General features: G+C 68.2%; 20 protein-coding genes. 7 read left to right on the top strand and 13 right to left on the bottom strand.

Features of this window, described 5'->3' with window-relative positions; translation table 11 throughout:
* Positions 1–8: 8 nt before the first annotated feature.
* Positions 9–701, bottom strand: coding sequence for a phosphatase PAP2 family protein (locus AC3WQM_RS18765; protein WP_492680799.1), 693 nt, complete (start codon positions 699–701; stop codon positions 9–11).
* 121 nt (positions 702–822) lie between these two features.
* Between AC3WQM_RS18765 and AC3WQM_RS18760 the strand changes: the two genes are divergently transcribed.
* Genes AC3WQM_RS18760 through AC3WQM_RS18750 form a run of 3 tightly spaced genes read left to right on the top strand, consistent with a single transcriptional unit; the run spans position 823 to position 3,090 of the window.
* Positions 823–1,503, top strand: coding sequence for a response regulator (locus tag AC3WQM_RS18760; protein WP_062473345.1), 681 nt, complete (start codon positions 823–825; stop codon positions 1,501–1,503).
* On the top strand, positions 1,500–2,852 hold the full coding sequence (locus AC3WQM_RS18755) for a sensor histidine kinase (protein WP_489058072.1): 1,353 nt from the start codon (positions 1,500–1,502) through the stop codon (positions 2,850–2,852). The genes AC3WQM_RS18760 and AC3WQM_RS18755 overlap by 4 nt, the downstream gene beginning before the upstream one ends.
* Before the next feature lie 16 nt (positions 2,853–2,868).
* Positions 2,869–3,090 (top strand): oxidoreductase-like domain-containing protein, encoded by a 222-nt coding sequence (locus tag AC3WQM_RS18750; RefSeq protein WP_095746351.1) that lies wholly within the window; start codon positions 2,869–2,871, stop codon positions 3,088–3,090.
* Here the strand turns inward: AC3WQM_RS18750 and AC3WQM_RS18745 are convergent.
* The 11 genes from AC3WQM_RS18745 to AC3WQM_RS18695 form a co-directional block, all read right to left on the bottom strand.
* Positions 3,054–4,565 carry a hypothetical protein gene (locus AC3WQM_RS18745; RefSeq protein WP_492680797.1) on the bottom strand — a complete coding sequence of 504 codons (1,512 nt, stop codon included), beginning with the start codon at positions 4,563–4,565 and terminating at the stop codon, positions 3,054–3,056. The two genes, AC3WQM_RS18750 and AC3WQM_RS18745, sit on opposite strands and share 37 nt — an antisense overlap.
* A 10-nt stretch (positions 4,566–4,575) precedes the next feature.
* Entirely contained in the window at positions 4,576–5,379 is an 804-nt protein-coding gene (locus AC3WQM_RS18740) for an aminoglycoside phosphotransferase family protein (protein WP_492680795.1), read from the bottom strand.
* Positions 5,380–5,393: 14 nt separating this feature from the next.
* Positions 5,394–5,870 (bottom strand): nucleoside deaminase, encoded by a 477-nt coding sequence (locus AC3WQM_RS18735; protein ID WP_062473350.1) that lies wholly within the window; start codon positions 5,868–5,870, stop codon positions 5,394–5,396.
* Positions 5,871–5,881: 11 nt separating this feature from the next.
* Entirely contained in the window at positions 5,882–6,652 is a 771-nt protein-coding gene (locus tag AC3WQM_RS18730) for an ABC transporter permease (RefSeq protein ID WP_070062385.1), read from the bottom strand.
* A 10-nt stretch (positions 6,653–6,662) separates the two neighbouring features.
* On the bottom strand, positions 6,663–7,523 hold the full coding sequence (locus AC3WQM_RS18725; RefSeq protein ID WP_492680793.1) for an ABC transporter ATP-binding protein: 861 nt from the start codon (positions 7,521–7,523) through the stop codon (positions 6,663–6,665).
* A complete protein-coding gene (locus AC3WQM_RS18720; RefSeq protein ID WP_095950867.1) occupies positions 7,523–8,557 on the bottom strand; it encodes an ABC transporter substrate-binding protein in 1,035 nt (344 codons plus the stop codon). The genes AC3WQM_RS18725 and AC3WQM_RS18720 overlap by 1 nt, the downstream gene beginning before the upstream one ends.
* Before the next feature lie 155 nt (positions 8,558–8,712).
* A complete protein-coding gene (locus AC3WQM_RS18715; protein WP_492680791.1) occupies positions 8,713–9,711 on the bottom strand; it encodes a TRAP transporter substrate-binding protein in 999 nt (332 codons plus the stop codon).
* A gap of 57 nt (positions 9,712–9,768) precedes the next feature.
* Complete coding sequence (locus tag AC3WQM_RS18710) at positions 9,769–11,034, bottom strand: TRAP transporter large permease (RefSeq protein WP_354343887.1); 1,266 nt, start codon at positions 11,032–11,034, stop codon at positions 9,769–9,771.
* Position 11,035: 1 nt separating this feature from the next.
* Entirely contained in the window at positions 11,036–11,653 is a 618-nt protein-coding gene (locus tag AC3WQM_RS18705) for a TRAP transporter small permease (RefSeq protein WP_354343885.1), read from the bottom strand.
* Between the two features lie 38 nt (positions 11,654–11,691).
* Complete coding sequence (locus AC3WQM_RS18700) at positions 11,692–12,606, bottom strand: dihydrodipicolinate synthase family protein (RefSeq protein WP_062473360.1); 915 nt, start codon at positions 12,604–12,606, stop codon at positions 11,692–11,694.
* 285 nt (positions 12,607–12,891) lie between these two features.
* Positions 12,892–13,668, bottom strand: a complete 777-nt coding sequence (locus tag AC3WQM_RS18695; protein WP_492680789.1) for an IclR family transcriptional regulator — start codon at positions 13,666–13,668, stop codon at positions 12,892–12,894.
* Between the two features lie 160 nt (positions 13,669–13,828).
* Here AC3WQM_RS18695 and AC3WQM_RS18690 point away from each other — a divergent pair, with 160 nt between their 5' ends.
* Genes AC3WQM_RS18690 through AC3WQM_RS18680 form a run of 3 tightly spaced genes read left to right on the top strand, consistent with a single transcriptional unit; the run spans position 13,829 to position 17,387 of the window.
* Complete coding sequence (locus tag AC3WQM_RS18690; RefSeq protein WP_492680787.1) at positions 13,829–15,490, top strand: OPT/YSL family transporter; 1,662 nt, start codon at positions 13,829–13,831, stop codon at positions 15,488–15,490.
* Between the two features lie 42 nt (positions 15,491–15,532).
* Positions 15,533–16,582, top strand: coding sequence for an S-methyl thiohydantoin desulfurase domain-containing protein (locus AC3WQM_RS18685; protein ID WP_492680785.1), 1,050 nt, complete (start codon positions 15,533–15,535; stop codon positions 16,580–16,582).
* 13 nt (positions 16,583–16,595) lie between these two features.
* Positions 16,596–17,387, top strand: a complete 792-nt coding sequence (locus AC3WQM_RS18680; RefSeq protein WP_492680783.1) for an aspartate/glutamate racemase family protein — start codon at positions 16,596–16,598, stop codon at positions 17,385–17,387.
* A gap of 77 nt (positions 17,388–17,464) precedes the next feature.
* Here AC3WQM_RS18680 and AC3WQM_RS18675 read toward each other — a convergent pair whose 3' ends face one another.
* Entirely contained in the window at positions 17,465–19,765 is a 2,301-nt protein-coding gene (locus AC3WQM_RS18675) for an NADP-dependent malic enzyme (protein ID WP_492680781.1), read from the bottom strand.
* A gap of 220 nt (positions 19,766–19,985) precedes the next feature.
* Here AC3WQM_RS18675 and AC3WQM_RS18670 point away from each other — a divergent pair, with 220 nt between their 5' ends.
* Entirely contained in the window at positions 19,986–21,326 is a 1,341-nt protein-coding gene (locus AC3WQM_RS18670; RefSeq protein WP_492680779.1) for an NAD(P)/FAD-dependent oxidoreductase, read from the top strand.
* Position 21,327: the final 1 nt, after the last annotated feature.

Genomic DNA, 21,327 nt, shown 5'->3' with positions numbered 1-21,327 from the left:
GACGGCGCTCACGCCTCGGCCAGCACCAAGCGTGCGCGCGGCGCGCGCCGCCAGCACACCAGGCCCGCCAGCAGCACACCGCCGAGCACGTCGAGCAGCACATGCTGGCGCGTCGCCAGCGTCGAATAGACGATTCCCGCGGCCCACAGCACGTTCACCCATTGCGTCCACGCGGGCGCCTGCACGCTGCGCAGCTGGCGGCCGAGCCACACGGCCGCGAACACGGCGAAAGCCACATGCAGCGACGGGAAGGCATTGCCGCCCGCATCGGCGCTCTTGAGGAACTGCAGCGCCGGGTACTGTGACCAGTCGATCGCAAAGCTCGGCACCACCGTCGGAAAGCACCAGAACACCGCCAGGCCGATGGCCGCCATGAGCGCGGCGCCACGCGCGCAGGCCCACAGCTCGGCCTTGTTTTTCGTGAAGGCCGGCGCGAGCGAGATGTAGAACCACAGCGAGCTGTACAGCAGCATCGCGTCGTCGCTCACGTCCACCCAGTGGTCGATGGCCGTGAGCGGCATCACCGTCGGCACCGAGGGCGGGTGGTGCATCACCCAGAAGTACAGGACGAAGAAGCCCGAGATGCCGAGCGTGGTGCCGATCATCTTCACGACCCACAGCGTGGCGAAGCGCTGCCCCAGCGCCAGGTGCCAGGGCGTGACGGGGAGGGCGGCGGGGTTCGGGCGGGAGGGCGTCGTCACCGGTGCGCTTTCAGGAGAGGGAAGCGCCACAGCGTAGGCGCATGCATTGCGTGAACATTGCGCTGCCTCATGCGAGGGCTCTCTAGAATCACCCGCCTGTCCGGTCCCTCCCCATCCCCCCATGAGAATCCTGCTTGTCGAAGACGAAGCCGACCTGGCGCAGGCGCTCGCGTCGGCGCTGCGCCAGAACCAGGCGGTGGTCGATGTGGCGAGCTCGCTGCGCGCGGCCGAGGAGGCCGCGCTCGGCGCGCCCTACGACGTGGTCGTGCTCGACCGCGGCCTGCCCGACGGCGACGGCCTCTCGCTCGTCGCGTTCCTCGCGCAGAACCACATCGCCTGCGCCGTGCTCGTGCTCACCGCCATGACCGACGTGGCCGAGCGCGTGCTGAGCCTGGACGGCGGCGCCGACGACTACCTGGCCAAGCCCTTCTCGATGGACGAACTGCTGGCCCGCGTGCGCGCGCTGGCACGCCGCCCCGCGGTGCGCGCCAACTTCATCATGACGCTCGGGCAGCTGCGCTTCGACCACCACACGCGCCAGGCCCATGTGGGCGAGGCCTGCCTCACGCTGCCGCGGCGCGAGCTGCTGGTGCTCGAGACGCTGCTCGAGCACCGTGGCCGCACCGTGCTGCGCGAGGCCCTGCAAGACCGCGTGTACGGCCACAAGGACGACATCCAGTCGAACGCGCTCGACACGCACGTCTCGCGCCTGCGCTCCAAGCTCGACAAGGCCGGCGCGCAGGTCGAGATCCATGCGATCCGTGGGGTGGGCTACCTGATGTGCGCGCCGCAGTCCGCATGAGCCTGAGTCTGCTTTCGCTGCGCTGGCGGCTGATCTGGAGCCTCATCCTCTTGCAGGTGGTGGTCGGTCTGCTGGTGATGGGCGGCTTCCTCGGGCTGGCGTGGGCGTTGGGCCGCGTGGTCGACGAGACCGGCCACGAGACGGTGGCGGCCATCCAGCGCGCCCTGATGCGCGGCGCCGACGGCCAGCTGGTGGTCGAGCCCACGAGCGCGCTGCGGCGGCTGCAGAAGGCCGACCCGCAGTTCTGGTTCATCGTGCGCGACCCGAACGGCGTGCAGCTGCGCCACGGCGAGGTGCCGCCCACCTACCTGCGGCTGCTCGATGCGCTCGACGACACCGAGCGCGTGGCCATCGACCCTGAGAGCGACGGCACCCGCCCCAAGGCCCGTTTCGAGCGCATCGAATCGCGCGCCGGCCCGGTGGCCGTGATGGCGCAGACCGGCGGCCCGCTCACGGTGGAGAACACGCTCAAGGGCACCGGCATCGCCTTCCTGTTCCTGGTGGCGCCGATGGCACTCGTCACCTGCCTGGGCGTGATCCTGGCGACGCCGTTCGTCGTGAAGCGCGGCCTGAAGGGCGTGGTGGCCACGGCGGAACATGCCGAGGGCATCGACGTGCACGAGCGCACCACGCGCCTGCCGCTGGCCAACGTGGCCAGCGAGATCCGTCCGCTGGTCAACGCGGTCAACCGCGCCTTCGACCGGCTCAACGAAGGCTACGACCGGCAGGAGCGCTTCCTGGCCGATGCCGCGCACGAGCTGCGCACGCCGATCACCACGCTGCAGATCCACCTCGAAGGCCTGCCCAACGACCCGCTGAAGATGAAGCTCATGCAGGCCTCGGCGCGGCTGGCCACGCTGGCCGAGCAGCTGCTCGACCTGCAGCGCCTGGACCACGGCCTGTCGCTGGACCAGCAGGTGGAGCTGAAGTCGCTGTGCGAGCGCGTGGCGGCCGACATCGCGCCGCTCGCGATCCGCAGCCGCTGCACGCTGTCGGTCGATGCGCCGCAGCCGCTCACGGTGCGCGGCGATGCGCCCTCGCTGGAACGCGCGCTCACCAACCTGATCCAGAACGCCATCGAGCACGGCGGGCCGGGCTGCGACATCCAGGTGCGGCTGTGCGAGCCCTCGTGCATCGAGGTGCGCGACTCGGGCCCCGGCATCCCCGAGGCCGACCGCGAGCGCGTGGTGGCGCCGTTCCATCGGCTCGTGCCGCGCGGGCGCGGCGCCGGGCTGGGCCTGCACCTCGTGGCCGAGGTGGCGCGGCTGCACCGCGGCCAGCTGAGCATCGGCTCGAGCGAATCGGGCGGCGCGAAGATGCGGCTCGAACTGATGAACCTCGAGGCCTGAAGAAGACCCGCCCGCCATGAACGCCATCGACCGGCTGCCCGAACCCACGAACCTTGCCGGCGCGCAGGCGCTGATCGCACGCGTGCAGGCGATGCTCGATGCCGAAGGTGTGGCGATGCGCGCGCCACCGCCCGAGCCCACCACCTGCTGTGGACGTGGCTGCAATGGATGCGTGTGGGAAGGGTGGCTGGCGGCGGTGGCTTATTGGCGGGATGAGGCGTCGCTGCGGCTGGGTTGAGGGGGCATCTCGTCGGTCGCGGAAACCGACGGAGCAGAGTCGGGCCTCATGTCGCTGTAGGGCGCCGGAATCTCCAGCGCCTTCGCGCCCGACAGCCTTTGGGCAAAGAGGTAGGTGGCCACAAGGTAGCGGGCCACGGCGCTGCGCAGATCGGTCGACTCGTACAGCGACTCGGTCCACCAGCGTTCGGTGAACATCACCTTGTAGGCGGGACCTTCCTTCAGCAGGTAGAGGGTGCTGTCGCCGCCGACCCGCTCGGTCTTGATCTTGCCTTCGTGCCAGCCAGCGGCCATCGCGTGGTCTACCAGCGCCTCGACGTCGACCGTGAACACTGCCTGGATGTCCTCCGACGTGAAGTCTTCGAAGAATGCCGTGCTGCTTTCTCTGCCGTAGGCCGTGCAGACCAGCTCCAGCTCTTCGCCGCGCAGCAGGGCATTGAGCTGTGTCAGGCGATCCGGCGGTTGCACCATCCGAAGGGGTGTGTTCAAGGGCGGCGTGGCGAGGCTGGTGACATAGAACGGCTCGGTCCCTGGCTCCTGGCTGGCGGACAACGCCAGGGACCAGCGCTCCTGTGCCTCGCGCAGCGTGTTGCGTGATGTCGTCACGGTGCCGGCATAGTGCACATGGCGTTCGCCCGTTCCGGTGCGCGTCGATGAAACGCAGTCGGCGGGGGCGGCGTCCCACGGCCAATCGTTCACCGACCAACTGCCATCTTCCTTGTCGTTCACCGTCTGGACGATCAGGCGAGCAAAGACTTGGGGCGGCGGCTCCGCGGGTTGATCGCCAACCGACGCTGGCACCGTGGCATCCACGCGAAACGCCAGGGGTTCGCCGACGCGAAAGCGCTCGTCGCGACGGACATCGATCGCGTTCAGGGCCTGGCGCGGTGGCACCGCAGTTCGGAAAAAGCCGTAGGCGGCCGACAGTGTCAGCACGGTGAAGACCGGAAACACCGGCAGCCCCACCAGCAGCCACAGCAGGTTCCAACCTCCATTCAACGACCAGCGCAGCGCGTTGAAACCGAAGGCGGCAAAGAAGGCCAGCACCGCCAGCGCGACCAGCGATCCCAGCCAGTCGGTGATGCTGGTTCGTGAAGGGGCATTTGAAGGCGGCGGCGCCGGAGACGTCCACGCCGTGTCATGCCGCTGCACGATGCGCGGCAGGCCGATCACGCGCGGGTCGGGCAGCGGCGTCCAGAAGCTGTCGTCCTGCGCAGCCAGCGCGATCGTGCGAACGCCATCGCTGTGTTCAAGCTGCAGCGCTGCCTGCGCGACGCCGTCGTGCACCGCGTCTTCAAAGCTCAGAGGACGCGCATCGGGCACGCGGTGGTAGCGGCGCTTCTCGACGTCGACGATCAGCGCATCCGTACCCGCCGATGCCGCATGAAAGCGCTCGTCAGAAGACGCAAGGCCTTCCGACATCGGCAGCGCCAGAACCCGCGCAAGGACATCGAGGTAGGAGTGGGGGCGAGGCATGCGTCCGAATCTAGCCGGCGATCCCGAGCGCCGCGGCCGCCAGCTTCGCCACCTCCAGCGTGCTCCCTGGCGCTTCGCCGTCTTCCAGCATCCACACCGACGACAGCCCGGCCCACGCCAGCACCCACTGCAGCAGTCGGCGCCGCTCGATGCCCGTGGCCTCCGCGATGACCTCGATGCGACGCGCGAAGCGCCCCGGCACCAACGCGCTCTCGCCGTCCGGGTTGCACAGGATGTTCGCGTGGTCGAAGCCGCGCTCGCCGTGCAGGCCCTTGGGGTCGATGGCGAGCCAGCCGGCTGGGCCGAAGTCGAGCACGTTGCCGTGGTGGATGTCGCCGTGCAGCACGACCCCATCGCGCGGCGCGGCCAGCAGTTCGCGTGCGGTGCGCGCGCTGTGGTCGAAGACGCCGCCGTGCGTGGCCGCGCCGGCCCACAGCGATTCGAACCAGCGCGTGAGCGGCACCAGCGTCGGGGGCGGTGGCGTGTCGCGCGGGGCGTGCAAGCGCGCGGCGGCGGCGCACAGGATGCGCGTGGCCTCGTCGTCGTGGCCATCTTGAACCATCTGTGCCAGCGAGCCCGTGCCTTGCGCGCGCACCATCAGCAGGGCTTCGCGGTCATGGGCCAGCACGGGCGCGGCGCCGTCGCCGTTCCACCAGGCCATCAACAGGCTGCCCGCCTGCTCCTCGGCCTCGTGCGACACCTTGAGCATGGCCGCCACGCCATGCTGGCGCACGGGCAGCAGCGTGCCGCTCAGCGAGGTGAAGGCCTCGCCGTCGGGCGTGAGATGCCAGCGAGCCAGGTAAGGCGCGAACACGCCGTGCGGACCCACTAGCGCGATTCCCAGAACCCCCGGTGCGTGGCGATCATCTCGTCGGCCACCTCGGGCACGGGGCCGATCACCTCGACGGGCTTCTGTCCGCGCGCGAAGACCTCGCGGCAGGGCAGGCTCAGCGTGGGGTTCTCGGGGTGGTCGCCGGTGAGGGCGAGCAGCGCGGATTCTTCCGCGCCGTACACGATGCGCCCGATGTTGGCCCAGTAGCTCGTGCCCGCGCACATGGCGCAGGGCTCGAAGGTGGTCACCAGCGTGCACTGCCACAGGTACTCGGGCGGCCAGTTCTGTGCCGCATGGCGCGCGAGCGTGGCTTCCGCGTGGTGCACCGTGTCGATGTTGCCCTGCTCGGCGAGGACGGTCTCGCCGTCGGGTGCGACGAGCACGGCGCCGAAGGGGTGGCGGCCCATGGCCATGGCGCGTCGCGCCACGGCGTCGGCGCGACGCAGCGCGCGGGTGATCTGTTCGGGGGTCATGCCCCCATTATTTATGCGTTCTGCGAGCCGCGGTGCGCCCAGCCTGTCGTGTGCTTCTCGATCAGGCTGAACAGCTCATACATGATCATCGCCATCGCGCCCACCACCATCAGGCCCGCGAAGGCCAGGCCCATCTGCATGGCCGAGCCGGCCGAGATCAGCAGGTAGCCGATGCCCTCGTTGGCCGCGGTCATCTCCGACACCGTGGTGCCGACGAAGGCCAGCGTGATCGCCACCTTCAGCGAGCCGAAGAAGTAGGGCATGGAGCGCGGCAGGCCGATCTTGACGAGCACGTCCCAGCGCTTGGCGCCCAGCACGCGCAGCACGTCTTCCAGCTCGGGCTCGAGCGTGGCCAGGCCGGTCGCGATGTTCACCATGATCGGGAAGAAGCTGATCAGGAATGCCGTGAGGATCGCCGGCCCGATGCCGATGCCGAACCACACGACCAGGATCGGCACGAAGGCCGCCTTGGGCAATGCGTTGAAGGCCGTCATCAGCGGGTAGATCGCCGCATAGGCCAGGCGCGAGCTGCCGATCACGAAGCCCAGCAGCACACCCACCACGATCGCCAGGCCGAAGCCGGCCATCGTGACCCAGAAGGTGCGCCATGCGTGGCCCGCGATGATTTCCTTGAACTCCCAGAACTGCTCCCAGATGCGCAGCGGGCTGGGGAAGATGAAGTCCGACACGCCGAAGCCCGCGCAGATCACCTGCCACAGCAGGAGCACCGCCACGAGCAGCAGCCACGGCGACCAGCGCTCGAGTTGTTTGCTGTTTTTCATCGCCGCCTCCTCAGTGCGCTGCCGCCGCGGCAGCGGAGGGGGTGGTGGCGTTGCCGCGGATGGCGCCGATGTGGCCGCGCAGCTCGAGCACGATGTCGGTGAACTCCTTGGTGTAGGTCAGCTCCAGCTCGCGCGGGCGCGGCAGGTCGATCTCGCGCTTGACCACGAAGCGTCCGGGGCTCTTGCTCATCACGTACACCGTGTCGGCCAGGAACACCGACTCGCGCAGGTCGTGCGTGACCAGGATCACGTTGAACTGCTGCTCGGTCCACAGGTCGCGCAGGATGCACCACAGCTCCTCGCGCGTGAACGCGTCGAGCGCGCCGAAGGGCTCGTCCAGCAGCAGCATCTTGGGCTCGTGGATGAGCGCGCGGCAGATGCTCGCGCGCTGCTGCATGCCGCCCGAGAGCTGCCACGGAAACTTGTCCTCGTAGCCGCCCAGGCCCACCTTCTGCAGCAGGCGGCGGGCGCGCTCTTCGTATTCCTTGCGCTTGGCCTTGAAGTTCGAGCGGTAGGGCTCGACGATTTCCAGCGGCAGCAGCACGTTGTCGACCGTGGTGCGCCACGGCAGCAGCGAGGGCGCCTGGAAGGCCATGCCCGAGATCTTCAGCGGCCCGGTCACGGGCTGGCCGTCGATGCGGATCTTGCCCATCGAGGGCATCTTCAGCCCCGTGGTGAGCTTCATGAAGGTCGACTTGCCGCAGCCCGAGGGGCCGACGATGGCGATGAACTCGCCGCGCGTCACCTTCAGGTCGATGGCCTCGACCGCGAAGTGGTTGGCGCGCAGCAGTTCTTCGTTGTAGGCGAGCCAGACGTCCTGGAAATCGACGAAGGGGGCGGCTGCGTCGGGTGTCGTTGCGCCGGCCGCCATCACTTGCGCAGGATTCCGCTGAGCTCGGCCGCGGGCGGGAGCATGGCCGCGGTCCACACGGCGTCGGGGCTCACGCGCGTCTTGGTGTTGAAGGCATCGGAGACCTGCGAGGCCATGAGCGACATGCGGCCCGCGTTGACGGCGCCGAAGCCGTCGGTGCGCGCGTCGGCGCTGTTGATGACGGTGTCGATGGCCAGCTGCAGGCGGCGCGTCTCGAGCTTGCTGTCGATGATGCCGTCGCGCGCCTTCACCGATTCGATGCCCATGGCGGGGTTGGCAATGACTTCCTTGGCGCCCTTGGCGAAGGCCGAGAGGAACTTCTTCACCGCCGCCGGGTTGTCCTTGAGCAGCTTGGGCGAGGCGATGATCACGTTGCCGTACAGCTTCACGCCGTAGTCGGGGTAGGGCAGGATCACCACGTCGGCCGCCTTGGCGCCGCGCGCCTCCAGGTTGAGCAGCGAGGTGAAGGTGAAGCCCGTGATGGCGTCGATGTCGCCGCGCACCAGCATGGTCTCGCGCAGCGTCGGGTCCATGGCGGTCCAGTTCACGGCGCCGATGTTGTTGGCCTTGGCGAAGATCGGGAACGCGCGGCGGCCGGCGTCGAACACCGGCGCGCCGAGCTTCTTGCCGGCGAGGTCGGCCGGCTTGGTGATGCCGCTCTTCTTGAGCGCCATGACCGAGGCCGGCGTGTTGTTGTAGACCATCATCACGGCCACGGGCTTGTTCGGGCTGTCGGGGTTGTTGGCGTGGAACTCCATCAACGCCGCGAGGTCGGCAAAGCCCATGTCGTAGGCGCCCGAGGCCACGCGCGTCACGGTGCCGCCCGAGCCGTTGCCGGCGTCGATGGTCACGTCCAGGCCGGCGGCCTTGAAGTAGCCCTTGGCCGCGGGGTGCAGGAACAGCGCGGCCGGTCCTTCGAAACGCCAGTCGAGCTGGAACTTGATCGGCGTCGGGCTCTGGGCCATGGCCGAAGACAGGCCGAAGCTGAGGGCCGAGGCGGCGAGGAAGGACTGGATCAGTTGACGCTTGTTCATGCGGGTTCCGTGAAGGTGAATGCTTCGGCATTCAAGCAAAAACGGTGCCCGCACGCGATTGGTGCGAACCCTTCCGGTGAATCACCGAGGTGCGCGCCGCGCCCAGGGCGTGTGCGGCGCGCACCGCGCCTGGGAATTGCGGCCTCGGGCCGCCGTCAGAGCGCGGCGCCGATCTTGCGCAGCTCGGCGATCTGCGGCGCCTTGGGTAGCCAGACCTTGTCGAATTCGGCGATGACCGGCGCGGGGTTGTAGTTGCTGGCGTTCTTGATCGCGATGCCGCTGGCCTTGAACTTGTCGATGAGGCCCAGCTCGGTGGTCACGATGTCCTTGATCTGCGCGTCGAGCTGCTGCTTCACGAGGTCGGTGATGAGCGCCTTGTCTTTCGCATCGAGCGTCTGCCAGATGCGGCCCGACACCAGCGGCGCGAAGGGCATGAACAGCGCGTTCATCGGCAGCAGCGTTTTCGAGACGCGGTCGAAGCGCTGGTTCCATGAGAACTCGATGTCGGCTTCGAGCCCGTCGACCTGGCCGTTGGACATGGCGTCGAACACGCCCGGTGTGGGAATGGGCGTGGGCGCAGCGCCCAGCAATTGGTAGAAGTCGCGGTACACCGGCGTGGGGTTGATGCGCAGCTTCATGCCCTTCAGGTCGGTGGGCGAGGCGATGTCCTTGGTCGCGAACACCACGCGCATGCCGGTGATGCCCCAGCCCAGACCGATGGTGCCGGTCTCGCGCGGCAGCACGTCGAGCAGCTTGAGCGCCGCGGGCGTGCGCACGAGCGAGGCGACGTTGGTGGTCGAGCGCACGAGGTAGGGTGCGTTGATGGCCGCCACACTCGCCACGCGCGAACCGAGTTCGGCGGCTTGAATCCAGCCCATGTCGAGCGCGCCCGACTGCAGCTGCTGCATCATGGCCGACTCGTTGCCGAGCTGGCCCGAGTGGAACACCGTGGCGCTCAGGCGGCCGTCGGTGGCCTTCTTGAGTGCTTCGCCAAAGCTCACCGCGGCGCGGTTCCACGAGTGGCCCGCGGGCGTGATGAGGCCCAGGCGAAATTCCTTGGCGGCGGCGGCACGCGACAGGGTGCCGAAGAGGGCGGTCGACGCGGCGGCGGTGCCGGCGGCGGCCTGGACGAACTGGCGGCGGGAGAGGGCCATGCGAAGCTCCTGTGGGGTGAGGTGAAGGGAAGCGAGAGAGAGAGATCGGTTCAGCGCTTACTTGATGAGCGCCAGCGAAAGACTCGGGAACAGCGACAGCAGCACCAGCGCCACGCAGCAGATCAGGAAGAAGGGCAGCGTGACGATGAACATCTTTCCGGGCTTGGCACCCGTCACCGCCGAGGCCACGAAGAAGCTCAGCCCCACCGGCGGCGTCATCAGCCCGAGCACGAGGTTGATGACCACCACCACGCCGAAGTGGCGTGGGTCGATGCCGTAGATCTCGGTCGCGATGGGCAGCAGGATCGGCACGGTCATGATGAGACCGGGAATGCCGTCGATCACGGTGCCGATCACCAGCAGGATCACGTTCACCAGCAGCAGGAAGGCGATCGGGTCCTTCGCCACGGTCTGTATCCACGCGGCCGTGGCCTGCGGCACCTTGCCGTAGATGAGCAGCCACGAGAACACCGCGGCCGCGGCCACCAGGAACAGCACCACCGCCGAGTAGATCGCCGACTTGAGCAGGATCTGCGGAATCATCGCGAAGCGGAATTCCTTGGTCACGTAGCGCCCCACCAGCACCGCGGCCACCGCGCCCACCGCCGCCGATTCGGTGGGGTTGGCCAGGCCGCCGAGGATCGAGCCGACGATCACGATGGGAATGAGCAGCGTCGGGCAGGCCGTGAGGATCGTGTGCAGCCGCTGGCGGGCGGTGCGCTTCTCGGTGCGCGGGTAGTTGTAGATCACGCCCATGCCGGCGATGACGATGAAGAACAGCACCGTGAGGATCACGCCGGGGATGATCCCCGCGATGAGCATGTCGCCCACCGCCACCTGCGCGAGCACGCTGTACACCACGAACATCACCGAGGGCGGAATGATCGGGCCGAGCATGCCGCCGTACACCGTGATGCCGGCCGCGAAGGTCTTGTCGTAGCCCTGCTTCTCCATCTCGGGCACCATGATCTGGCTCATGATCGCCACCTGCGCGGTGGCCGAGCCGATGATCGACGACACCAGCATGTTCGCCAGGATGTTCACGTAGGCGAGACCCCCCTTCACCGAACCGATGAAGGCCAGCGCGAGGTCGACGAGCCGCTTCGTGATGCCGCCGCCGTTCATGATCTCGCCGATGAGGATGAACAGCGGAATCGCGATGAGGCTGTAGCTGTCGACGCCGCCGAACATCTGCACCGGGAACGACTGGAACAGCACCGTGTCGCCCGAGTTGAGGATGTAGACGATGCCCGACAGGCACAGGCAGGCACCGATCGGCACGCCGACCAGCATGATCAGCAGGAAGAAGGCAGAGGTCAGCATTTCAGTTCACGGCGTCCGCGTTGGCGACATGGAACTCGTCGTGCGTGCGCTTGGGCTGCAGGCCGAGGTCTTCGAGGAGGTTGGCCAGCGCATGCACGCTGAGGGTGAGCGCGAAGATCGGCAGGATCAGCTGCACCACCCACGTCGGCCAGTCGAGCGTCTGCGTGCGCTCGGTGTAGAGAAAGTTGAAGCTCTCGGCCGCGAACTCCTTCGCGTCGAAGCCGTGGCGCACGATGCCGGCCGGGTCCATCCACAGCCAGCACATCGCGAGCAGGGCCAGCCCGAGCAGCAGCACGCCGCCCGAGGCGCTGGCCTTGGCGATGCGCGCGGCCCGGGTGCCGAGCTTGTCGGTGAGCAGGGTCACCGCAAAGTCCAGCCGCAGCCGCGTCATCGCCGACGCACCGAAGAAGGTGAGCCAGACCACGCAGTACACCGAGGCCTCGTCCACCCAGTAGAGCGGAAAGCCGCCATAGCGCGTGACCACGTTCAGCAGCACCAGCACGATGAGCAAGCCCATGAGGCTGCTGAGCAGGTGGCGCTCGCAGCGCAGGACGAAGTCCGACGCGTCGAGCACGCGGCGGGACAGGCCGCCGCTTTCTTTCAAGGCGTTGTCTTGCATGGTGTTCTGGGCCTTGCAGTGCGTCGTGCGCGCGGCGATTACATGACCGACTGGTACTGCGCGGGCCGCGTGGCCAGCGCCTTGGCGACGACCTTCTCGATGAAGGCGCGCTCTTCGCCGATGAGCGGCAGGCGCGGGCGGCGCATGTGCTCGGTGCCCACGCCGACCAGCAGGTCGATGAGCTTGAGGTTCTGCACCAGCTTGGTCGACACGTCCAGGTGCAGCATCGGCGTCATCCACTGGTACAGCTTGAGCGCTTCAGCGAACTTGCCGGCCTTCATCAGGTCGTACAGCGCCACCGTCTCGCGCGGGAACGCACAGCCGACACCGGCCAGCAGGCCGTCGCAGCCCAGCGCCAGGCCTTCGTAGGCCAGGTCGTCCACGCCCAGGAACAGCTGGTAGCGGTCGCCCACCGTGTTGCGCAGGTCGGTGATGCGACGGATGTCGTCGGTGCTTTCCTTGATGGCGGCGATCCACTCGCAGTCGGCCAGCTCGACCATGTGCTGGGGCTTGAGGTCCACGCGGTAGGCCACCGGGTTGTTGTAGACCATGATGGGTTTCTGGGCCGCGTTGGCGATGGTGCGCACGTTGAGCATGGCTTCGCGCGCGTCGGCCACGTAGATCACCGAGGGCATGACCATGTAGCCGGCCACGCCCAGCTTGTTGGCCCCGTCCACGTAGCGCAGGGCTTCGCGGGTGCTGGTCTCCGACACGTTGGCCAGCACGGGGATGCGGCCGTCGGCGGCTTCCAGGGCGATCTTCGCGACCTGCAGTTTTTCTTCCAGCGTGAGCGTGCTGGCTTCGCCCAGCGAGCCGCAGGTGACGAGGCCGTGGATGCCGTTGCGGATCTGGAAGTCGATGTGGCGGGCGGTGCCCTCGGCGTCGATGCTTTCGTCGGCGTGGAACTTGGTGGTGATGGCGGGGAAGATGCCTTGCCAGCGGGGATTGCTCATGGGTGTGTACCTCGAAAAAAAGAAGAAAAGGGCGCTGCGGACAGCGGTCGAAACCAGGGCTTGAAGGCTTGGTTTTTAAATATATTAGTAAGATATGAGAAATATCTGCTCAGGGTATTAGCAGATTGCATGCCAGCCGAAATGGTGGTTGGAGGCTTCTGGAAAGGGCGTTCGGGCGTCTGGAAGCACCGCCTTGGCGCACCCCGTGCCTCACGATGCAGCGGACGAAAAAAAGCCCCGCAGCGGCGAACGCGGCGGGGCGTGCGGCTGGCGCCGGCGCGGTGCTCAGCTCGGCGTCGTCGCCCCGAAGCCCAGCCAGTACGGATCGCCCACGCGCTTGCCCACGCTGCTGGCGGCGTCGCGCACGGTGGCGCCGAAGCGCTCCACCAGCGCTGCCGACAGCTGCTCCGCGGGCAGCGCGATGCCGAAGGCGTAGGTCTGGCGCGTGGCGGGGTCGAGCACCGCCGACGAGATGCCCGCCACGTTGGTCACGTATTCGCCGCGCGACAGGGCCCAGCCGGTGTCGCGGATCACGGCCAGGCGCGCCAGCAGGTCCTTGCGCGTCTTCGGTGCGTGGCCGCGGCCCTGGTCGAGCTTGGTGCCGATCAGGGCGCCCACTTCGTCGTCGTCCAGGCGGGCCAGCAGCGCGCGGCCCATGGCGCTGGAGTAGGCGGGCGCGCGGCTGCCCGGCGGCGTGTAGATCTGCAGCGCGCCGGCGCCGGTGCGCATCTGGATCACCAGCGTGTCGGTGCCGTCGAGCACGTTGATGTAGCCCGTGCAGCCCGTCTCGCGCACCAGCGCGTCGAGCGCTTCCTCGACCAGCGAGGCCGTGTTGCGCGAGGCGCGGAAGTGGTACGAGGCTTCCATGATCACGCCGCCCGGGCGGTAGGCGCGCGTGGCCGCGTCGCGGTCCAGGAAGCCGTAGCCGGCCATCATGCTCAGCGTGCGCGAAGCGGAGCTCTTGGGCAGGCCCAGCTCGGTCACGACGTCCGTCACCGTGATGTCGCGGCGCAGCCGCGCGATCAGCTTCAGGACGTCCATGGCGTTGGCAAGGGTGCTCATCGTGTTCGATAGGTTGGGGTGGGAATCATAGGTTCGGCGCCAGTGCGTCTTTTCGGCCGACCCGGGTGAACGCCCGCTTGACAGCCGAAAGTACGGTTTTATCATTCAGTTCAAGTTTATTGGACATGGTTCCAAAATATGGAACTAACAAGGAATGACCATGCACCATGAAGTGACCGCCGTCGCGCCGCTGGAAGACAAGGGCGCCGGGCACACCGCATTGCCGCCGGCCGCGCTGCATCCCAAGGCGCTCGCGCCCGCCAACCTGATCCTCACGGTGGTGCTGAGCGTGTTCGGCGCCATCGTCGGCATCCAGATGCTGGCGAGCCTGGGCATCACGCCGAGCACCTCGCTGATCGGCGCGCTCGCGGCCATGACCTTGGCGCGCGTGCCGCTGGCCATGTTCCGGGGCTTTCGCTCGGTGCATGCGCAGAACCTGGCGCAGACGAGCATCTCGTCGGCCACCTTCGGCGCGGCCAACAGCCTCTTCTTGCCGATCGGCATTCCCTTCCTGTTCGGCCTGCCGCAGATGGTGGTGCCGATGCTCATCGGCGTGAGCCTGGCGATGCTGCTCGACGCCTGGCTGCTGTACCGCATGTTCGACACGCCCGCCTTCCCGGCGAAGAACCCGTGGCCGCTGGGCATCGCCGCGGCCGAGGCGATCAAGGCGGGCGACGGCGGCGGCAAGCAGGCCTGGCTGCTGCTGGGCGGGCTGGCCACCGGCGTGGCGGGCGCGGTGTTCAAGCTGCCGATGTCGGCCTTCGGCGTGGCGCTGATCGGCGGGCTGGGCGCCATGACCGCCTTCGGCATCGGGCTGCTGGTGCGCGGCTACTCGGCGCCGCTGTTCGGCTTCGACATCGGCACGCGCTACGTGCCGCACGGGATGATGATCGGCGCCGGCCTCGTCGCGCTGGTGCAGGTGGCGCGCGTGGTGCTGAAGAAGCACGGGCGCGCGGCCGACACTGACAGCACCGCCGCGACGACAGAGGCGCTGGCCGAGGCGCGCGGCGCCAGCGTGCTCGGCCGCTCGCTCAAGCTGGGCGGCGCGGGCTACCTCGCGATCATGGTGCTGCTGTGCGCGGGCACCGGCATCTACACCGGCATGTCGCCGGGCATGCTGGCCTTGTTCATCGTGTACGGCACCTTCGCGGCCTTCGTGCACGAACTCATCGTGGGCATCGCGGCCATGCACTCGGGCTGGTTCCCGGCCTTCGCGGTGGCGCTGATCTCGCTGCTGCTGGGCATCCTGATCGGCTTTCCGCCCGAGGCGCTGGTGGTGCTGGCCGGCTTCTCGGCCGCCACCGGCCCGGCCTTTGCCGACATGGGCTACGACCTCAAGGCCGGCCACCTGCTGCGCGGCGAGGCCTCGGGCTCGGCCTTCGAACTCGAAGGCCGGCGCGAACAGATGATCGCCGGCATGGTCGGCTTCGGCGTGGCGATCGTGGTGGTCGCCTGCGCCTACCCGCTGTTCTTCGCCAACCACCAGACCGCGCCGATCAACGCCGCCTACGTGGCCGCGATCAAGGCCGGCATCTCGGGCGAGACCGCGCGCAACCTCGCGCTGTGGGCCGTGCCCGGCGCGCTGCTGCAGCTGGCGGGCGGGCCGCGCCAGCAACTCGGCGTGCTGTTCGCCACCGGCCTGCTCATCGCCAGCCCGATGGCCGGCTGGATGGTCGCGGCCGGCATTGCCTGCCGGCTCGCGGTGCATGCCGTGCTCGGCGCCGCCGCGCGCGAACGGCTCGAGGTGTTCGCCGGCGGCGTGATCGCGGGCGATGCGCTCTACAGCTTCTTCTCGGGCGCGGTGAAGAGCCTGCGCAAGTAGTTCTCCTTCTTTCCTTTCATCACACACACAGGAATCGAATCCATGAAACGCAATCTGACCAGTGACGACGTCCGCGCGGCCATCTGGGGCGGCGCCATCCTCGGCGGCGGGGGCGGCGGGCTCATCGCGGCCGGCGAGCGCGCCGCAGGGCTGGCGCTGCAGGTCGGCACGCCGCAGCTGTGGAGCGTCGACGAGTTCGACGAAGCCGCGCTCACCGCCACCATGGCCCTGGTCGGTGCGCCGGCCGCGCCCGATCCGCATGTGCAGCCGGCGCACCTGCTGCGCACGCTGGAGCTGCTGCGGCGCGAGCTGCCGGCGGGCCAGAAGCTGGTCGCGCTGCATGCCAACGAGAACGGCGCCGAGACCACGGTCAACGGCTGGTTCCACGCCGCCATGACCGGCCTGCCCGTGATCGACCTCGCGTGCAACGGCCGCGCCCACCCCTCGAGCGTGATGGGCGCACTGGGCCTGCACACCGAGCCCGACTACCTCTCGGTGCAGGCCTACGCGGGCGGCGAGCCGCACCGCTACGTGGAAGGCGTGGTGTCGGGCCGGCTCGAGCAGACCTCGGCCGTGGTGCGCCGCGCCTCGGTGGAGGCGGGCGGCCTCGTGGCGGTGGCGCGCAACCCCGTGACCGTGGGCTACGCACGCCAGCACGGTGCGCCGGGCGCCATCAGCCACGCCATCGCGCTGGGCCAGACCTTCCTGGACGGCGGCGTCGATGCCGTGGCCCGTTCGCTCGACGGCCGCCTCGTCGCCGAAGGCACGGTGCGCAGCTACCGCTGCGAGCAGCAGGAAGGGCTGGATGTCGGCGTGGTCGAGCTCGACGACGCGGCCGGCACCACGCTGCGCTTCATCAACGAGTACATGCTGCTGGCGCAGGGCGGCGAGCGCATCGCACGCTTTCCCGACCTGATCATGACCTTCTCGGACGACGGCCAGCCCGTGGTGTCGGCCCACGTGCGCCAGGGCGCGCGGCTGCGCGTGCTGGTGGCGCCGCGCGCGCGGCTGCTGCTGTCGCGCACCATGTTCATGCCCGAGCTGTACCGCCCGCTCGAGAAGTCGCTGGGCGAAGCCTTCGCGCCGGCCTGAACGGAGACACGACATGGCACTGCGCATCCGCTGGATCCGGGCCGTCGGCAACGACACCTACAACGCGCGCTTCGCGCAAGAGTTCGCGCAGGTGAAGAACCCCGGCACCGAGGTCGAGGTGGTGTCGCTGCGCAACGCCTCGGTGCAGCACCACGTCGAGTACCAGAGCTACGAGGCGCTGCTGGGCGCCGACATCGTGCGCGCCGTGCGCGACACCGCGCAGCAGGGCTTCGACGCCGTGGTGGTCGGCTGCTTCTACGACCCGGTGCTGATCGAGGCGCGCGAGATCTCGGGCCAGACCGTGGTGGTCGCGCCCTGCCAAGCCTCGTTCGAAATCGCGTCGAATCTGGCACAGAAGGTGTCGGTGATCGTGGGGCGGCGCAAGTGGGTGCCGCGCATCGAGGCGCGCGTGCGCGAGTACGGCCACGCGCACCTGATCGCCTCGTTCCGCGCGCTGGAGCTCGGCGTGGAAGATTTCCAGCGCGACCGCGACGAGACCGTGCGCCGCATGATCGCGCAGGGCCGCCGCGCCATCGACGAGGACGGCGCCGAGGCGCTCATCCTCGGCTGCACGCTCGAGTTCGGCTTCTACCGCCAGCTGCAGGACGCGCTGGGCGTGCCCGTCATCGATTCGGCGCTGGCGGCCTTCAAGCGTGCCGAGGCGCTGGCCGACATGAAACAGCGTTTCGATTGGAAGCCCAGCCGCGTCGGCGGCTGCGAGCCACCGCCCGAAGACAGGGAACTGCTGGCTTGGAACGTGTTCGATCCGGCCGACGTGCCGGTGGTGTCGCCTGTCCACGCCTGAACACGGCCATCCATGAAAAACGCCCCGCCGCGGAGACCGCGACGGGGCGTTGTTGTTTCAAGGAAGAAACGTCAGGCTCAGTCCTGCGCCTTCACCTTCGCCACGGCCAGTGCCGTCATGTTGATGATGCGGCGCACCGTCGCCGAAGGCGTCAGCACGTGGGCCGAGCTCGCGGCGCCCAGCAGGATCGGGCCCACCGTGATGCCGTTCGCGCCCGTCATCTTCAGCACGTTGTAGAGGATGTGGGCCGAGTCGAGGTTCGGGCACACCAGCAGGTTGGCCTCGCCGGAGAGCGTGGTCTCGGGCAGCGCGGTGCGGCGGATCTCGTCGGACAGCGCGGCGTCGCCGTGCATTTCGCCGTCGCACTCGATGTCGGGTGCCATCTGCGAGAACAGGTCGCGCGCCAGGCGCATCTTGCGCGCCGAACCGCGGCTGGAGGTGCCGTAGTTCGAGTGCGAGAGGAAGGCCACCTTCGGCGGCAGGCCGAAGCGGCGCACTTCTTCGGCGGCCATCACGGCGATGCTGGCCAGCAGTTCGGCGCTCGGGTCTTCGTTCACGTTGGTGTCGGTGATGAACACCGTGCGCTTCTCGAGCGTGAGCGCGTTCAGCGTGGCGAAGCCGGGCGCGCCGCGCTTCAGGCCGATCAGGTTGCGGATGTGCTCCAGGTGCACGTCGAAGCGCCCGACCAGGCCGCAGATCATCGCGTCAGCGTCGCCCAGGTGCAGCATCAGCGCGGCGATGGTGGTGTTGGAGCGGCGCACCATGGTCTTGGCGGCTTCGGGCGTGACGCCGCGGCGGCCCATGAGCTTGTGGAAGCTCTCCCAGTAGGTGCGAAAGCGCGGATCGTCCTCGGGGTTCACGATCTCGAAGTCGACACCCGAACGGATGTGCAGGCCGGCCTTCTGGATGCGGGCCTCGATCACGGCGGGGCGGCCTACCAGGATGGGCTGGGCCAGGCCTTCGTCGACCGCCCACTGCGCGGCACGCAGCACGCGTTCGTCCTCGCCCTCGGCGTAGGCCACGCGCTTGGTGGTGGAGATCTTGGCGGCGCTGAACACCGGGCGCATGAACATGCCCGTCTGGTAGACGAAGCGCGTCAGGTGCTGGCGGTAGGCCTCCATGTCTTCGATCGGGCGCGAGGCCACGCCCGAGGCGGCGGCTGCCTTGGCCACGGCCGGCGCGATGCGCAGGATCAGGCGCGAGTCGAAGGGCTTCGGAATGATGTAGTCGGGGCCGAAGGCCAGCTCCTGGCCGGCGTAGGCGGTGGCCACTTCTTCGCTGATGTCGGCCTTGGTGAGGTCGGCGATCTCGCGCACGCAGGCCAGCTTCATTTCTTCCGTGATCTTGCTCGCGCCGCAGTCGAGCGCGCCGCGGAAGATGTACGGGAAGCACAGCACGTTGTTGACCTGGTTCGGGTAGTCCGAACGGCCCGTGGCAATGATGCAGTCGGGGCGCACGGCCTTGGCCAGCTCGGGGCGGATTTCAGGCTCGGGGTTGGCCAGCGCCAGGATGATCGGCTGCGTGCCCATGGTCTTGACCATCTCGGCGCTCATGACGCCGGGGGCCGAGCAGCCCAGGAACACGTCGGCGTCCTTCACCACGTCGGCCAGGGTGCGCGCACCGGTGTCCTTCTGGGCGTAGCGGGCCTTCGATTCGTCGAAGCCGCCCGCGCGGCCCATGTAGATCAGGCCCTTGGAGTCGCAGGCGTAGATGTTGGCGGGCTTGGCGCCCAGGCCGACCATCACGTCCAGGCAGGCGATGGCGGCAGCGCCGGCGCCCGAGACGGCGATCTTCACGTCTTCGATCTTCTTGCCGACCAGTTCCAGGCCGTTGAGCAATGCTGCGGCCGAGATGATGGCCGTGCCGTGCTGGTCGTCGTGGAACACCGGGATGTTCATGCGCTCGCGCAGCTTCTTCTCGATGTAGAAGCACTCGGGCGCCTTGATGTCCTCGAGGTTGATGCCGCCCAGCGTGGGCTCCAGCGCCGCGATGATGTCGACCAGCTTGTCGGGGTCGTTCTCGGCCAGCTCGATGTCGAACACGTCGATGCCGGCGAATTTCTTGAACAGGCAGCCTTTGCCTTCCATCACGGGCTTGGAGGCCAGCGGGCCGATGTTGCCCAGGCCCAGCACGGCGGTGCCGTTGGTGATGACGCCCACGAGGTTGCCGCGGGCGGTGTATTCGGCCGCGAGCGCGGGATCTTCCGCAATGTCGAGGCAGGGGTAGGCCACGCCCGGCGAGTAAGCCAGCGACAGGTCGCGCTGGTTCAGCAGGGGCTTGGTGGGGGTGATCGAGATCTTGCCCTTGACGGGCGAGCGGTGGTATTCGCGCGCTGCTTCTCGAAGTGCTTCTTCAGCGGGGGACAGGGATGCAGCCATTTGAAAAGTCTCCTAGGTTCTGGCGGGCAATGAGGCTACCGCAAAAGCGCGGCCTCTTCTCTCGGGGGGAACGACGAGACCCTCTATCTTCCGCCTGATCGAGAGGGTCTGCCGACTCGCTAAACTTCAACACCCCTGTTTCCGGGGGGCAAATCCGTGCCGCACGGGCGGTGCGGCGAACCAACGTCCACAAGCACAGAACAACACGGAGGGACATCGAATGACACCCGGACCTTTCACCGGCACCGAGCCGGACGTCGTGGTCATCGGCGGAGGCCCTTCGGGCTCCACGGTGGCCGCCTTGCTCGCAGACAAGGGCCACGACGTGGTGCTGCTCGAGAAGGCGCAGCATCCGCGCTTTCACATCGGCGAATCCTTGCTGCCGATGAACATGCCGCTGTTCGACCGGCTCGGCGTGCGCACCGAGGTCGAGGCCATCGGCCTGCGCAAGCACGGCGCCGAATTCGTCTCGCCCTGGCACGACCACACCAGCCATTTCGACTTCGGCCAGGCGATGGACAAGAGCTTTCCCTATGCCGTGCATGTGCGCCGTTCGGAATTCGACGAGCTGCTGTTCCGCCACGCCGGCAAGCGCGGCGCGCGCACCTTCGAGGGCCGGCGCGTCACCGGCGTCGACATGGACGCCGGCAAGGGCACGCCCGACAACCGCCCGCTGGTGAAGGTCAAGGCCGACGACGGCACCGAGACCGAATGGCGCCCGCGCTTCGTGATCGACGCCAGCGGGCGCGACACGCTGCTGTCGAACCAGTTCGACGCCAAGCAGCGCAACCGCAAGCATGCGAGCGCGGCGCTGTACGGCCACTTCGCCAACGCCGAGCGCCGGCCGGGCCGCTTCGAGGGCAACATCTCGCTCTTCTGGTTCGACCACGGCTGGTTCTGGTACATCCCGCTGAAGGACGGCACCGTGAGCGTCGGCGCCGTGGCCTCGCCGGCCTACTTCAAGCGGCGCCAGGGCGCGTCGCTCGAAGACTTCCTGATGCAGACCATCGCGCTGGCGCCCAAGCTGGCTGCGCGGCTGAAGAACGCCACGCTCATGGAAGGCGCCACCACCACCGGCAACTACGCCTACGACTCCAAGTTCTGCCGCGGCGACCGCTTCATGATGGTGGGTGACGCCTATGCTTTCGTCGACCCGATGTTCTCCTCGGGCGTGTACCTGGCGATGAACAGCGGCTTCGAGGCCGCGACCTGCGCTGACCACTGGCTCAAGGGCGAGGCGAAGGAGGCCGAGAAGGCCTTCCGCCATTACGAGAAGGTGATGAAGCACGGGCCGAAGATGTTCTCGTGGTTCATCTACCGCATCACCTCGCCCGCCATCCGCCGCCTGTTCATGGCGCCGCGCAACATCTGGCGCATGCAGGAGGCGCTGCTGTCCATCCTGGCCGGCGACCTGTTCCGCAACACGCCCATCGGGCCGCGCTTCTGGGGGTTCAAGGTGACGTACTACGCGTCGTGCATCGGCATCCTGCCGCAGGCCGTGAAGACCTGGGCATGGCGCCGGCGCAATCTGAAAGAGTCTCTGGAAGCGGCAAAGACCTAGT

The organism is Variovorax sp. FW301-JW7 (genome assembly GCF_058788795.1).
This window is presented reverse-complemented; position numbering and strand designations above follow the sequence as displayed.

Bases quoted from the DNA above. Each gene is read 5' to 3' on its own strand.
- AC3WQM_RS18735 (WP_062473350.1), bottom strand. From the start codon at position 5,870: ATGACCCCCGAACAGATCACCCGCGCGCTGCGTCGCGCCGACGCCGTG.
- AC3WQM_RS18695 (WP_492680789.1), bottom strand. From the start codon at position 13,668: ATGAGCACCCTTGCCAACGCCATGGACGTCCTGAAGCTGATCGCGCGG.
- AC3WQM_RS18700 (WP_062473360.1), bottom strand. From the start codon at position 12,606: ATGAGCAATCCCCGCTGGCAAGGCATCTTCCCCGCCATCACCACCAAG.
- AC3WQM_RS18750 (WP_095746351.1), top strand. From the start codon at position 2,869: ATGAACGCCATCGACCGGCTGCCCGAACCCACGAACCTTGCCGGCGCG.
- AC3WQM_RS18675 (WP_492680781.1), bottom strand. From the start codon at position 19,765: ATGGCTGCATCCCTGTCCCCCGCTGAAGAAGCACTTCGAGAAGCAGCG.
- AC3WQM_RS18670 (WP_492680779.1), top strand. From the start codon at position 19,986: ATGACACCCGGACCTTTCACCGGCACCGAGCCGGACGTCGTGGTCATC.
- AC3WQM_RS18680 (WP_492680783.1), top strand. From the start codon at position 16,596: ATGGCACTGCGCATCCGCTGGATCCGGGCCGTCGGCAACGACACCTAC.
- AC3WQM_RS18715 (WP_492680791.1), bottom strand. From the start codon at position 9,711: ATGGCCCTCTCCCGCCGCCAGTTCGTCCAGGCCGCCGCCGGCACCGCC.
- AC3WQM_RS18710 (WP_354343887.1), bottom strand. From the start codon at position 11,034: ATGCTGACCTCTGCCTTCTTCCTGCTGATCATGCTGGTCGGCGTGCCG.
- AC3WQM_RS18745 (WP_492680797.1), bottom strand. From the start codon at position 4,565: ATGCCTCGCCCCCACTCCTACCTCGATGTCCTTGCGCGGGTTCTGGCG.
- AC3WQM_RS18730 (WP_070062385.1), bottom strand. From the start codon at position 6,652: ATGAAAAACAGCAAACAACTCGAGCGCTGGTCGCCGTGGCTGCTGCTC.
- AC3WQM_RS18755 (WP_489058072.1), top strand. From the start codon at position 1,500: ATGAGCCTGAGTCTGCTTTCGCTGCGCTGGCGGCTGATCTGGAGCCTC.
- AC3WQM_RS18760 (WP_062473345.1), top strand. From the start codon at position 823: ATGAGAATCCTGCTTGTCGAAGACGAAGCCGACCTGGCGCAGGCGCTC.
- AC3WQM_RS18705 (WP_354343885.1), bottom strand. From the start codon at position 11,653: ATGCAAGACAACGCCTTGAAAGAAAGCGGCGGCCTGTCCCGCCGCGTG.
- AC3WQM_RS18725 (WP_492680793.1), bottom strand. From the start codon at position 7,523: ATGGCGGCCGGCGCAACGACACCCGACGCAGCCGCCCCCTTCGTCGAT.
- AC3WQM_RS18720 (WP_095950867.1), bottom strand. From the start codon at position 8,557: ATGAACAAGCGTCAACTGATCCAGTCCTTCCTCGCCGCCTCGGCCCTC.
- AC3WQM_RS18685 (WP_492680785.1), top strand. From the start codon at position 15,533: ATGAAACGCAATCTGACCAGTGACGACGTCCGCGCGGCCATCTGGGGC.
- AC3WQM_RS18690 (WP_492680787.1), top strand. From the start codon at position 13,829: ATGCACCATGAAGTGACCGCCGTCGCGCCGCTGGAAGACAAGGGCGCC.